General features: G+C 76.3%; 1 protein-coding gene. It reads left to right on the top strand.

Annotated elements, in window-relative coordinates; all coding sequences use genetic code 11:
• The first annotated feature begins 22 nt into the window (after window positions 1-22).
• The gene (locus ACFVVU_RS08875; protein ID WP_387788846.1) at window positions 23-14977 is read left to right on the top strand and encodes a type I polyketide synthase; all 14955 of its coding nucleotides are present in this window, start codon (window positions 23-25) and stop codon (window positions 14975-14977) included.
• The last annotated feature ends 1 nt before the right edge of the window (window position 14978 follow it).

Here is a 14978-nt window from a genome sequence, read left to right as displayed (position 1 = left end):
GACCGGCAATCGACGGCAAGCGATGGCAAGCGATGGCAAACCGACCGGCACGTACTCCCCTCGGCATCGCGGAACGGAATTTCAGATGACTGACGAGAACAAGCTCAGGGACTACCTCAAGCGTGCCACCGTCGACCTGCGCCATGCGCGTCAGCGGCTGCGGGAGGTCGAGAGCCGGAACCACGAGCCGATCGCGATCGTGGCGATGAGCTGCCGCTTCCCCGGCGGGGTCAGCTCGCCCGAGGACCTCTGGCAGCTGGTCGCGGAGGGCGGCGACGCGATCTCCGGCTTCCCGGCCGACCGCGGCTGGGACCTGGAGTCGCTCTACCATCCGGACCCCGGGAACCCCGGCACCACCTACACCCGCGAGGGCGGCTTCCTGCACGACGCGGCCGAGTTCGACGCCGGCTTCTTCGGCATCGGCCCGCGCGAGGCGCTGGCGATGGACCCGCAGCAGCGGCTGCTGCTGGAGGCGTCCTGGGAGGCGGTGGAGCGGGCCTCGATCGACCCGCGCTCGCTGCGCGGCAGCGACACCGGAGTCTTCGCCGGCGTCATGTACCACGACTACGCCTCCCGGCTGCCGCAGTTGCCCGAGGGCATCGAGGGCTACGTGAGCACCGGCAACTCGGGCAGCGTGGTCTCCGGCCGGATCGCCTACACCCTGGGGCTGGAGGGCCCGGCGGTGACGATCGACACCGCCTGCTCGTCCTCGCTGGTCGCCCTGCACCTCGCCGTCCAGGCGCTGCGTCAGGGCGAGTGCTCGCTGGCCCTGGCCGGCGGCGTCACCGTGATGGCCGGGCCGACCACGTTCACCGAGTTCAGCCGCCAGCGGGGCCTGTCGCCCGACGGCCGGTGCCGGGCGTTCTCCGCCTCGGCGGACGGCACGGGCTGGGGCGAGGGCGTCGGCGTGCTGCTGGTGGAGCGCCTCTCGGACGCGCGGCGCAACGGGCACCCGGTGCTGGCGGTGGTGCGCGGCAGCGCGGTGAACCAGGACGGCGCCTCCAACGGTCTGACGGCGCCGAACGGGCCGTCCCAGCAGCGTGTCATCCGGCAGGCGCTGGCCAACGCCCGGCTGTCGCCCGCCGAGGTGGACGCGGTGGAGGCGCACGGCACCGGCACCGCGCTCGGCGACCCGATCGAGGCGCAGGCGCTGCTGGCGACCTACGGTCAGGACCGGCCCGCCGACCGGCCGCTGCGGCTGGGTTCGATCAAGTCGAACATCGGCCACACCCAGGCCGCGGCCGGTGTCGCCGGTGTGATCAAGATGGTGCAGGCGATCCGGCACGGGGTGCTGCCGCCCACGCTGCACGTCACGGAGCCCTCGCCGCACGTCGACTGGTCGGCCGGCTCGGTGACGCTGCTGACCGAGGCGACCGCCTGGCCCGAGACGGGCGCGCCCCGGCGGGCCGGCGTGTCGGCCTTCGGCGTCAGCGGCACCAACGCGCACCTCGTCCTCGAACAGCCGGAGCCCCAGCCGGACACGGAGGGGGAGCCGGCCGACGGAGAGCCGTCGGCGCCCGGGCAGGCGCTGCCGCTGATCCCCTGGGTGCTGTCCGGCAAGGACCAGGCCGCCCTCGTCGCCCAGGCCGGACGCCTGCACGCACACCTCGCCGCGGAGCCGGAACTCGACGCCCTCGACGTCGCCCTCTCCCTGGCCACCTCCCGCTCGGCCTTCGAGCACCGCGCCGTGCTGCTCGCCGCCGACCGGGCCGGGCTCGACGGGGCGCTGGCCGCGCTGGCCGCCGGCTCGCCCGAGCCGGACCTGGTGCGCGGCGTCGCCGAGGACGTCCGCCAGGTCGCACTGGTCTTCCCCGGCCAGGGCTCGCAGTGGGCCGGAATGGCCGTCGAACTGCTCGACGCCTCCGCGGTGTTCCGCGAGCGGATCGGCCAGTGCGAGGACGCCCTCGCCCCCTACGTGGACTGGTCGCTGACGGCCGTGCTGCGCGGGGAGGAGGGAGCGCCCGGACTGGACCGGGTGGACGTCGTGCAGCCGGTGCTGTTCGCCGTGATGGTCTCGCTGGCCGAGCTGTGGCGCTCCTACGGGGTGAGCCCCGAGGCGGTGGCCGGGCACAGCCAGGGCGAGATCGCCGCCGCCTGCGTGGTGGGCGCGCTCTCCCTGCGGGACGCCGCGAAGGTGGTGGCGCTGCGCAGCCGCGCGCTGACCGTCCTGGCCGGCCTGGGTGGCATGATGTCCGTCAACCTGCCGCTGGAGAGCCTGACCCCGCGCCTCGCGCCCTGGGGCGAGCGGCTGTCGGTGGCCGCCGTCAACAGCCCCTCGTCCATCGTCCTGTCCGGAGACCCGCAGGCGCTGGCCGAACTGCGCGACGGCCTGGTCGCCGACGACGTCCGGGCCCGGATGATCGCCGTCGACTACGCCTCGCACTCGGCGCAGGTCGAAGCGGTGCGCGAGCGGGTGCTGGCCGAGCTCGCGGACATCGTTCCGCGCTCCTGCGACGTGCCGTTCTACTCCACCGTGACCGGCACGGCGCTGGACACGGCCGAGCTGGACGCCGACTACTGGTACCGGAGCCTGCGGCAGACCGTGCGGTTCGAGGAGGTCACCCGCGCGCTGGTGGCCCACGGCCACGGCGTCCTGATCGAGGTCAGCGCCCACCCGGTGCTGACGATCGGCATGCAGGAGACCGTCGACGCTCTGGGCGGCGGGGCCGTGGCGCTGGGCACCCTGCGCCGCGGCGAGGGCGGCCCGGCCCGGGTGCTGCGCGCCGTCGCGGAGGCCCACGCACACGGGGCCGGAGTCCACTGGCCGGCGGTCCTCGCCGGCACCGGCGCCCGCACCGTCCCGCTGCCCACCTACGCCTTCCAGCACCAGCGGTACTGGCTGGACGCCCCGCACACTGCCGGTGACGCCGCCGGCCTCGGGCTCGGCGCGGCGGACCACCCGCTGCTGGGCGCCGTCGTCACGCTGGCGGACTCCGACGGCCTGCTGCTCACCGGCCGGCTCTCCGCGCACACCCACCCCTGGCTCGCCGACCACGTCGTGCTGGGCACGGTGCTGCTGCCGGGCACGGCCTTCGTCGAGCTCGCGATCCGGGCCGGCGACCAGGTCGGCTGCGGCCTGCTGGAGGAACTGACCCTGGAGGCGCCGCTGCTGCTGCCCGATCACGGCGGCGTGGTGGTGCAGGTCTCGGTCGGCCCCCCGGACGGGAACGGCCGGCGCTCCTTCGGCCTGTACTCGCGGCCCGAGGACGCCCCCGCCGAGGACGAGTGGACCCGCCACGGCACCGGCGTGCTGGGCACGGGCCCCGCCGACGCGGGCGAGGACCTCACTCACTGGCCGCCCGCCGACGCCACCGCGATCGACCTCACCGGCTTCTACGACCGCCTCGCCGAGCGCTCCTTCGACTACGGCCCGGTCTTCCAGGGCCTGCGGGCCGCCTGGCGGCGCGGCGAGGAGGTCTTCGCCACCGTCGCCCTGCCCGCCGAGGCGCGGCCCGAGGCGGCCCGGTTCGGCCTGCACCCGGCGCTGCTGGACGCGGCGCTGCACGCCGTGGGCTTCGGCCCGCTCGGCGACATGGGCACCGGACGGCTGGCGTTCTCCTGGGAGGGGGTGCGCCTGCACGCCACCGGCGCCGCCGAACTGCGCGTGCGGCTGGCCCCCACCGGCACCGACGCCGTGTCGGTGACCGTCGCCGACGGCACCGGCCGGGCGGTGGCCGGGGTCGGCACGCTCTCCTTCCGCACGGTCGGCGACGAACAGCTGCGCCCGGCCCGCGGCGGACACCACGACGCCCTCTACCGGGTGGACTGGACGGCGCTGCCCGTGCCGGCCACCGAACCCGAGGGCCCCTGGGCGGTGCTCGGTGACGACGCCTCGGCGGCCGTCCGGGCGCTGCTCGACGGTCCCCGGCCGCCGCGGGCCTTCGCCACCCCGGCGGCACTGACCGAGGCCGTGGCGACGGGCGCAGCGCCGCTGCCCGAGGTGGTGGTGGCCGTCCTGCCCACCGGCGGGGCCGGCGCGCAGGCCGTCCGGGCGACGGCGCGCGACACCCTCGCACTGCTGCACGACTGGCTGGCCGAGGAGCGCCTCGCCGGCTCCCGGCTGGTGCTGCTGACCAGCGGCGCGGTGGCCACCGGGGCCGGGGCCGACACCCCGGGCCTGGACCACGCGCCGGTCTGGGGCCTGGTCCGCTCGGCGCAGTCCGAGCACGCCGACCGGCTGGTCCTGGCGGACATCGACGACCACCCCGACTCCTACCGGCTGCTGCCCGCCGCGATCGCCACCGGCGAGCCGCAACTGGCCCTGCGCGCCGGGACGGCGGCCGTCGCCCGGCTGGCCCGCGTCCCGCTGCGCACCGCGCCGGACGCCGCCGGGGACGTCACCGCGGCGCCGCTCGACCCGAACGGCACCGCCCTGATCACCGGCGGCACCGGCGCGCTGGGCGGGCTGGTCGCCGAACACCTCGTCACCGAGCACGGCATCCGCCACCTCGTGCTGACCGGCCGCCGCGGACCCGACGCCGAGGGCGCGGCCGAGCTGCGCGCGCGGCTGACGGCCCTCGGCGCGTCCGTCACCCTCGCCGCCTGCGACGCGGCCGACCGCGACGCCCTCGCCGACCTGCTGGCGGGCATCCCCGAGGACCGGCCGCTGACCGCCGTCGTGCACGCGGCCGCCGTGGTCGCGGGCGGCCTGGTCGACTCGCTGACCCCCGAGGAGCTCGACCAGGTCCTGCGCCCCAAGGTCGATGCGGCACTCAACCTGCACGAACTGACCCGGGACGCCGACCTGGCCGCCTTTGTCCTCTTCTCCTCCTTCGCCGGCACCCTCGGTGGCGCCGGCCAGGGCGCCTACGCGGCGGGCAACGCCTTCCTGGACGCGCTGGCCCACCACCGCGCGGCCGAGGGGCTCGCCGCCTCCTCGCTGGCCTGGGGCGTCTGGGAGGAGCGCGGCGCGCAGACCCGGCTGGCGGACGGCGACCTCCAGCGGATGGCCCGTGCCGGCCTGGTGCCGCTCGCGGCCGACGAAGGCCTGCGCCTGCTCGACCTCGCCCGCACCCTGGACGACCCGGTCCTCGCGCCGGTGCGGCTGGACCTCGCCGCGATGCGCGCCCGGGCGGCCGGCGGCACCGTGCCCGCCCTGCTGCGCGGCCTGATCAGGACACCGGTCCGGCGGGCGGCCGGGGCGGCGGCCGGTGAGGCCTCCGCCGAGCTGGGGCGGCTGGCCGCACTCGCGCCGGCCGAGCGCCGGGAGGCGCTGCTCGCCCTGGTCCGCGGCCAGGCCGCGGCCGTGCTCGGGCACAGCGCCGCCGAGCTGGTCGACCCCGGCCGGGCGTTCCGCGAGCTGGGCTTCGACTCCCTCGCCGCGCTGGAACTGCGCAACCGGCTGATCGCCGCGACCGGTGTGCGGCTGCCGGTCACCGCGGTCTTCGACCACCCGAGCCCGGCCGCCCTGGCCGGGCACCTGCTGGAGGAGGCCTTCGGCGGTGAGCAGGACCTCGTCACCGCCACCCCCGTCCGCACCGGCCGCTCCGGCGACGACGCGGAGCCGATCGCGATCGTCGCGATGAGCTGCCGCTTCCCGGGCGGGGTCGCCGACCCCGAGGAGCTGTGGCAGCTGGTGGCCGAGGGCCGCGACGCGATCACCGCCCTCCCGGCGAACCGCGGCTGGGACCTGGACGGCCTCTACGACCCGGACCCCGACGCCCCGGGCCGCTGCTACACCCGCGAGGGCGGGTTCCTGCACGACGCCGACGAGTTCGACGCGGCGTTCTTCGGGATCTCGCCGCGCGAGGCGCTGGCGATGGACCCGCAGCAGCGGTTGCTGCTGGAGACGTCCTGGGAGGCGTTCGAGCGGGCCGGCATCGACCCGGCCGCCCTGCGCGGCAGCCGGACCGGCGTCTTCACCGGCACCAACGGCCAGGACTACGCGGCCGGGCTGCGCGAGGCGGACGCGGAGGGACTCGAAGGACACCTGCTCACCGGAAACTCGGCGGCGGTCGTCTCCGGCCGCCTCGCCTACACCTTCGGCCTGGAGGGGCCGGCGGTGACGGTGGACACGGCGTGCTCCTCGTCGCTGGTCGCCCTGCACCTGGCGGCGCAGGCGCTGCGCTCGGGCGAGTGCGAGCTGGCCCTGGCCGGCGGTGTCACGGTGATGTCGACCCCGGGCGCGCTCATCGCCTTCAGCCGACAGCGCGGCCTGTCCGAGGACGGGCGCTGCCGGGCGTTCGGGGCCGGCGCCGACGGCACCGGCCTCGCGGAGGGCGTGGGCATGCTGCTGGTCGAGCGGCTGTCGGACGCGCGCCGCAACGGGCACCCGGTGCTGGCAGTGGTGCGCGGCTCGGCGGTCAACCAGGACGGCGCCTCCAACGGTCTGACCGCGCCGAACGGTCCCGCGCAGCAGCGGGTGATCCGGCAGGCGCTGGCGAGTGCCGGGCTGTCGGCGGCCGAGGTGGACGCGGTGGAGGCGCACGGGACCGGTACGACGCTGGGCGACCCGATCGAGGCTCAGGCCCTGCTCAGGGCCTACGGGCAGGACCGGCCCGAGGAGCGGCCGCTCTGGCTCGGGACGGTCAAGTCCAACATCGGCCACACCCAGGCGGCCGCCGGGGTGGCGGGTGTCATCAAGATGGTGATGGCGATGCGGCACGGGGTGCTGCCGCCCACCCTGCACGTGGACGAGCCGTCGCCGCACGTGGACTGGTCGAGCGGTGCGGTGCGGCTGCTGACCGAGCCGGTGGACTGGCCGTCCGGCGACCGTCCGCGCCGGGCCGGCGTCTCGTCGTTCGGGGTCAGCGGGACCAATGCGCACGTCATCGTCGAGCAGGCCCCGGTCGTGTCGGCCCCGCGCCGTGAGGCGGAGCGGGGTGACGGCGGCGTGACGGCGCCGTGGGTGCTGTCGGCGAAGTCTCCCGAGGCCCTGCGCGACCAGGCCGCGCGGCTGCTCGCGTACGCGCAGGGGCGCAGCGACGTGGTGGCGGCGGATGTGGCGTACGCGTTGGCCGCGTCCAGGGCGGTGCTGGAGCACCGGGCGGCGGTGGTCGCGCCGGATGTGGCGGGGGCGCTGGAGGGCCTGCGTGCGCTGGTGGACGGTGAGCCGTCCGGGGCGGTGGTCCGTGGTGTCGCGGTGCCGGGAGCCAAGGTCGCGTTGCTCTTCTCGGGGCAGGGGAGTCAGCGGCTGGGGATGGGGCGCGAGCTGGAGGCGGCCTTCCCGGTGTTCGCGGAGGCCTTCGACGAGGCCTGCGCCGCGGTCGACGCCCACCTCGAACGGCCGTTGCGTGAGGTCGTGTTCGGCGAGGACGCGGAACGTCTCAACCGGACCGGGTTCACTCAGCCGGCGTTGTTCGCGGTGGAGGTGGCGCTGTTCCGGCTGGTGGAGTCGTGGGGTGTGCGGGCGGACTTCCTGGCCGGGCACTCGATCGGCGAGTTCGCCGCCGCCCACGCGGCCGGCGTCCTCTCGCTGGCGGACGCCGCTGAACTGGTGGTGGCGCGTGGCCGGTTGATGCAGGAGTTGCCGTCGGGGGGTGCGATGGTGGCGGTGCAGGCCTCGGAGGGCGAGGTGGTGCCGCTGTTGGTCGGCCGTGAGGACCTGGTGGGTATCGCGGCCGTGAACGGGCCTACGTCGGTGGTCATTTCGGGCGCGGAGGAGGCCGTGGCGGAGGTCGTCGCCCTGCTCGCCGCCGCCGGCCGGCGCACCAAGCGGCTCGCGGTTTCGCACGCCTTCCACTCGCCGCTGATGGAGCCGATGCTGGCGGGCTTCCGCGAGGTCGCCGAGCGCGTCACGTTCGCCGAGCCGACCCGCCCGATCGTCTCGACCCTCACCGGACAGGTGGTCACCGCCGAGGAGTTGGCGGACCCGGAGTACTGGGTGCGGCACGTCCGGCACGCGGTCCGGTTTGCGGACGCCGTCCAGACGCTCGCGGCCAAGGGTGTGACGGCGTTCCTGGAGGTCGGCCCGGGCGGTCTGACCTCGATGGTTCAGGAGACGTCGGCGGACGCCGTCGCCGTCCCGGCCCTGCGCGCCGACCGCACCGAGGCCGAGTCCTTCACCACCGCCCTGGCCCAGCTCCACACCCACGGCATCACCGTCGACTGGACCTCCGCCCTCACCGGCACCGACGCCCGGCACCTCGACGACCTGCCGACCTACGCCTTCCAGCGCGCGTCCTACTGGCTCAAGGCGTCCGCGCCGACGGCCGACGGAGCCGCCGCGACGGACCCGGCCGACGCGGAGTTCTGGGACGTCGTCGAGCGCGCTGACCTGGCCTCGCTGTCCGAGCGGCTGGAGGTGGACGGGGAGGCGCCGCTCAGCTCGGTGCTCCCGGCGCTGTCCAGCTGGCGCCGCCGTCAGCGCGAGCACTCGGTGGTGGACGGCTGGCGCTACCAGGTCCGGTGGAAGCCGCTGACCGTCCGTGGTGACGCCGAACTGACGGGCAGCTGGCTGCTCGTGGTCCCGGCCGGCGCGCAGGACCACCCGGTCGCCGTGGCGGTCCGGGCGGCGCTCGGCGCGCACGGCGCCGACGTCGTCGAGCTGTCCGTGACGGGCGACGACGACCGTGCGGCGCTCGCCGGGCGGCTGGCCAAGACGGTCGACGCCCCGCCCGCCGGTGTGCTGTCGCTGCTCGCCCTCGGTGAGGACGCGCACCCCGGTCACCCGGTGCTGCCCCTGGGGCTGGCGCTGACCACCCTGCTGGTGCAGGCCCTGGGCGATGCCGGGGTGGACGCGCCGCTGTGGTGCGCCACCCGGGGCGCGGTGGCGGTCGGCCGGTCGGACGGCGCCCAGAGCCCGTCCCAGGGCATGATCTGGGGTCTGGGCCGCTCCGTGGCGCTGGAGCACCCGCAGCGCTGGGGCGGGCTGGTCGACCTCCCGGAGGCGCTGGACGACCGCTCGGCGCGCCGGCTCGTCGCCGTCCTCGCTGCCGGGGGCGAGGAGGACCAGCTCGCCGTCCGCTCCTCCGGCACCTTCGTCCGCCGCCTCCACCGCGCCGCCCCCGCCACGACGGGCACGGGCGCCGCCGAGCGCGCCTGGCGCCCCCGGGGCACGGTGCTCGTCACCGGCGGACTGGGCGCGCTGGGCACCCAGGTGGCCCGGCACCTCGCGCAGCGCGGCGCCGAGCACCTGGTGCTGACCGGCCGGCGCGGACCGTCCACCGCCGGGGCCGCCGAACTCGCCGCCGAGATCGAGGCGTTGGGCGTGCGGGTGACCGTCGCGGCCTGCGATGTGTCGGACCGCGACGCGGTGGCCCGGCTGCTCGCCGACCTCCCCGAGGCCGACCGGCCGACCGCCGTGGTGCACGCCGCCGGCATGCCCCAGTTCGCCCCGGTGGAGCGCACGACGCTGGCGGACCTCGCCGAGGTGGTGGCCGCCAAGGTGGCCGGCGCCGTGCACCTGGACGAGCTGCTGGGGGACCGCCCGCTGGACGCGTTCGTGCTCTTCTCGTCCGTCGCCGGCGTGTGGGGCAGCGGCAGCCAGGCCGGCTACGCCGCCGCCAACGCCTTCCTGGACGCCCTGGCCCAGCGGCGCCGGGCCCGGGGCCTGGCCGCGACCGCGGTGGCCTGGGGCCCGTGGGCGGAGGGTGGCATGGTGGACGGCGAGGAGGCCGAGGCCCATCTGCGCCGCCGAGGCCTGCCCGCCATGGCGCCGCCGCCCGCGATCGCCGCTCTCCAGCGGGCCCTGGACCAGGACGAGACGGCGGTCGTGGTGGCCGATGTGCGCTGGGCGCGCTTCGCCCCCGCCTTCACCGTCACCCGCCCGAGCCCGTTCTTCGGCGAACTGCCCGAGGTGCGGCGGGTGCTGACCGAAACCGAGGAAGCGCAGGCCCGGTCCGGTGCCGGACTGCCCTCCCTCGGAAAGGAGTTGGCGGCGCTGCCGAGCGCGGAGCGCGACCGCGTCCTGCTCGACCTGGTCCGCAGCGAGGTGGCCGGGGTGCTCGGCCACGCGGGCCCCGAGGCGGTCGCGCCCGAACGGGCTTTCAAGGACCTGGGGTTCGACTCGCTCACCGGCGTCGAGCTGCGCAACCGGCTGAACGCCGGCACGGGGCTGCGGCTGCCGACCACCCTGGTGTTCGACCACCCCAACGCGGCGGACCTCGCGGCCTTCCTGGCCACCGAGCTGTCCGGGGCGCAACCCGACGCCGCCGACGCACCCGTGACGGCGGCGACCGCGACCACGGCCGAGGAGCCGATCGCGATCGTCGCGATGGGCTGCCGCTTCCCCGGCGGCGTGCGGTCCCCCGAGGACCTGTGGCGGCTGCTCGTGGACGAGGCGGACGCGGTCGGCCCGTTCCCGACCGACCGGGGCTGGGACACCGAGGCCCTCTACGACCCGGACCCGGAGAAGGCGGGGACCAGCTACGTCAACCAGGGCGGCTTCCTGCACGACGCCGCCTCCTTCGACGCCCGGTTCTTCGGGATCTCGCCGCGCGAGGCGCTGGCCATGGACCCGCAGCAGCGCATCCTGCTGGAGGTGGCCTGGGAGACCCTGGAGCGGGCCCGGCTCGACCCCGCCTCGGTGCGCGGCAGCCGGACCGGCGTCTTCGTCGGCTCCGGCTACCAGGGCTACGGCGCCGGGCTCGCCGAGCTGCCCGAGGGCGTGGAGGGGCACCTGCTGACCGGCAGCTCCTCCTCCGTGATGTCCGGCCGGATCGCCTACACGCTCGGGCTCGAAGGCCCGGCGGTGACGGTGGACACGGCCTGCTCGTCCTCGCTGGTCGCCCTGCACCTGGCGACCCAGGCGCTGCGGCAGGGCGAGTGCTCGCTGGCCCTGGTCGGCGGCGCGGCCGTGATGTCCAGCCCGAACGCCTTCATCGAGTTCAGCCGGCAGCGCGGGCTCGCCGCCGACGGCCGTTGCAAGCCCTTCGCGGCGGCGGCCGACGGTACGGGCTGGGGCGAGGGCGTCGGCATGCTGCTGGTGGAGCGGCTGTCGGACGCCGAGCGCAACGGACACCCGGTGCTGGCGGTGGTGCGCGGCAGCGCGGTGAACCAGGACGGCGCCTCCAACGGCCTGACCGCACCCAACGGCCCCGCCCAGCAGCGGGTCATCCGCCAGGCCCTGGCCAACGCCCGGCTCTCCACCGCCGACATCGACGCCGTGGAGGCGCACGGCACCGGCACCGCGCTCGGCGACCCGATCGAGGCGCAGGCGCTGCTCGCCACCTACGGGCAGGACCGGCCGGAGGAGCGGCCGCTCTGGCTCGGCTCGATCAAGTCGAACCTCGGCCACACCCAGGCCGCTTCGGGCGTCGCCAGTGTGATCAAGACGGTGCTGGCGATCCGGCACGGTTCACTGCCGCGCACCCTGCACGTGGACGAGCCGACGCCGCACGTCGACTGGTCGGCGGGCGCGGTGCGGCTGCTGACCGAGCCGGTCGCCTGGCCGGCGGCCGACCGTCCGCGGCGCGCCGCCGTCTCCTCCTTCGGCGTGAGCGGCACCAACGCGCACACCATCATCGAGCAGGCGCCCGCCGATGCCGCCACCGGCGCCGCCGCGCCGGCCCCGTCCGGCGCGGACGCGCCGTGGAGCCTGCCGTGGGCGCTGTCGGCGAAGGACGAGCCGGCCCTGCGTGAGCAGGCGCACCGGCTGCTTGCCGCCCTGGACACCGATCCGACGGCGCCCCCGGCCGACCTCGCCCTCTCCCTGGCCGTCTCGCGGACCGCCATGGACCACCGGGCGGTCGTCGTGGGACGCGACCGGGCCGACCTCGTCGCCGGCCTCGGCGCGCTGGGCCGGGGCGAGTCGGCGGCCGGCCTGGTGCGCGGGGTCACCGCACCCGCCCGGGGGCGGCTGGCCCTGCTCTTCTCGGGGCAGGGGAGCCAGCGGCTGGGGATGGGGCGCGAGCTGGAGGCGTCCTTCCCGGTGTTCGCGGCGGCCTTCGACGAGGTCTGCGCGCATCTGGACGTCCACCTCGAACGGCCGTTGCGTGCGGTGGTGTTCGGCGAGGAAGCGGAGCTGCTGAACCGCACGGAGTTCACCCAGCCGGCGTTGTTCGCGGTGGAGGTGGCGCTGTTCCGGCTGGTGGAGTCGTGGGGGGTGCGGGCGGACTTCCTGGCCGGTCATTCGATCGGTGAGCTGGCCGCCGCCCACGTCGCGGGTGCGATCTCGATGGCCGACGCAGCCGAACTCGTGGTGGCACGCGGCCGGTTGATGCAGGAACTGCCGCCCGGCGGCGCGATGGTGGCGGTCCGGGCCGCCGAGCACGAGGTGGTGCCGCTGCTGGCCGGCCGTGAGGACCTGGTGGGCATAGCAGCGGTCAACGGCCCGTCCTCGGTGGTCCTTTCGGGTGCCGAGGACGCCGTGGCGGAGGTCGCCGAGCTGCTCGCGGCCGACGGCCGTCGCACGCATCGGCTCGCCGTCTCGCACGCCTTCCACTCGCCGCTGATGGAGCCGATGCTGGCCCGCTTCCGCGAGGTCGCGCAGCGTGTCACCTTCTCCGAGCCGACCCGCCCGATCGTCTCCACCCTCACCGGGGAGCTCCTCACCGCCGAGGAGTTGGCCGACCCCGACTACTGGGTGCGCCACGTCCGCCACGCCGTCCGGTTCGCCGACGCCGTCCGGACGCTCGCAGCCAAGGGTGTGACGGCGTTCCTGGAGGTCGGCCCCGGCGGCCTGACCCCGATGGTCCAGGAGGCCCTGGCCGACACGGACGCCGTCGCCGTCCCGGCGCTGCGCGCCGACCGCGCCGAATCCGACTCCTTCACCACCGCCCTGGCCGAGCTGCACGTGCGGGGCATCTCCCCGGCCTGGGACGCGGCCCTCGCCGGAACCGGCGCCCGCCGGATCGACCTGCCCACCTACGCCTTCCAGCACCAGCGGTACTGGCTGCAGGGCGCACCCGGGCGGCCCGGCGCGGCCGCTCCCGCCGACCCGGCCGAGGCCGAGTTCTGGGACACCGTGGAGCGCGGGGAGCCGCAGGCGCTGGCCGAACGGCTCGGTCTGGACGCCGACGCCCCGCTCGACTCGGTGTTCGCCGCGCTGGCCTCCTGGCGCCGCGAGGCCAGGACGCGGAGCACCGTGGACAGGTGGCGCTACCAGGCCACCTGGAAGCCGTGGACCGACCTCCCGTCCGGGCCGCTGACGGGTGGCTGGCTGGTGGTCGCGGCCGACGACGGGACCGCCGACGCCTGCGCACGCGTACTGCGGGAGCGCGGCGCCGAGCCGTCGACGCTGATCGTGGCCGACGCCGGCACCGACCGCGTGCTGCTCGCCAAACTGCTGCGCGAGGCCCTGGCGCAGGACACCCCGACCGTCGGGGTGCTCTCCCTGCTGGCGCTGGACGAGCGCGCGCATCCGGTCCACCGGGCGCTGCCGCTCGGGCTCACCGCGACCATGACCCTGGTGCAGGCGCTCGGGGACGTCGAGCTGGACGCGCCGCTGTGGTGCGTCACCCGGGCCGCCGTCTCGGTCGGCCGCTCCAACCCCGTCGAGCATCCGCTGCAGGGGCTGGTGTGGGGGCTCGGCCGTGCGGTGGCGCTCGAACACCCCGACCGCTGGGGCGGGTTGGTCGACCTCCCGCCGTCCGCCGGGTCGGACGCGCGTGCCCTGGGCCGGCTGGCCGACGTGCTCGCGGGCTCCGGGGACGAGGACCAGCTGGCGGTGCGCGACTCGGGCGTGTTCGTCCGCCGGCTGGCGCGGGCCGCGCGCAGTACTCCGGGGCGCGAGTGGCGCCCGCGCGGCACGGTGCTGATCACCGGCGGCACCGGCTCGCTCGGCGGACACGCCGCCCGCTGGCTGGCCCGCAACGGCGCCGAGCACCTGGTGCTGACCAGCCGGCGCGGTGCGGCGGCCGAGGGCGCGGCCGAACTGCGCGAGGAACTGGAGGCGTTGGGGACTTCGGTCACCGTCGCGGCCTGTGACGTGGCGGACCGCGAGGCACTGGTCGGGCTGCTGGCCTCCCTGCCGGCCGAACGCCCGCTGACCGCCGTCGTGCACGCGGCCGGTCTTCCGCAGTTCACCGCCGTGATGGAGACCGACCTGACCGAGCTGGCGGACGTGGTCGCGGCCAAGGTGGCGGGTGCCGTGCACCTGGACGAGCTGCTGGCGGACCGGGATCTGGACGCCTTCGTGCTGTTCTCCTCGGTCTCCGGGGTCTGGGGCAGCGGCAGCCAGGCCGCCTACTCGGCCGGCAACGCCTTCCTGGACGCCCTGGCGCAGCGGCGCCGGGCCCGGGGCCTGGCCGCGACGGCGGTGGCCTGGGGCCCGTGGGGCGAGGGCGGCATGGCCGCCGAGGACGGCGCGGCCGAGCACCTGCGCCGGCGCGGCCTGCCGCAGCTGGCGCCCGCGCTGGCCGTCAGCGCGCTCCAGGACGCCCTGGACCGCGACGAGACCGCGGTGGTGGTGGCGGACGTCGACTGGTCACGGTTCGCGCCGTCGTTCACCGTCGGCCGGGTGAGCCCGCTGCTCGGGGACCTGCCGGAGGTCCGGGAGGCGCTGGCCGGGGCCGTCGGCGGCGAGGAGGCCGCCGGCGGCGGGGCGTCGGAGCTCGTGCGGCGCCTCGCGGAGCTGCCGCCGGCCGGTCGGCACGCGGCGCTGCTCGACGTCGTCCAGGTGGAGGCCGCGGCGGTGCTCGGCTACGTTGGGGGCGAGTCCATCGAGCCGGACCGGGCGTTCCGGGAGCTCGGCTTCGACTCGCTCACCGCGGTCGAGCTGCGCAACCGCATCGCCACGGCGACGGGGCTGCGACTGCCCACGACGATGGTCTTCGACCACCCCACGCCCGGCGCGCTCACCGACCACCTGTGCGCCGAACTCCTGCCGGACGCCGGCGAGGGCGGCGGCACGGGCATCGGCGCGGGCACCGGCGACGGCAGCGCCTCCGACGGCGTGCCGGAGGCGCGGCTGCGGCAGACCTTGGCGACCGTCCCGCTCTCCCGCCTGCGGGAGGCCGGACTGCTGGAGGCGCTGCTGCGGCTGGCGGAGCCCGGCACGGGAGAACCGGCACCCGACGACCCCGGCACGGCGGAGTCCATCGAGACGATGGACGTCGACGATCTTGTCGAACTTGCGCTCGGCGACAGCGATTTCTGAG

The sequence above is a fragment of the Kitasatospora sp. NPDC057965 genome, assembly GCF_042887135.1.
Taxonomy (GTDB): Bacteria; Actinomycetota; Actinomycetes; order Streptomycetales; family Streptomycetaceae; genus Kitasatospora.
This window is presented reverse-complemented; position numbering and strand designations above follow the sequence as displayed.

Coding starts and splice junctions, on each gene's coding strand:
- ACFVVU_RS08875 (WP_387788846.1), top strand. CDS start 23: ATGGCAAGCGATGGCAAACCGACCGGCACGTACTCCCCTCGGCATCGC.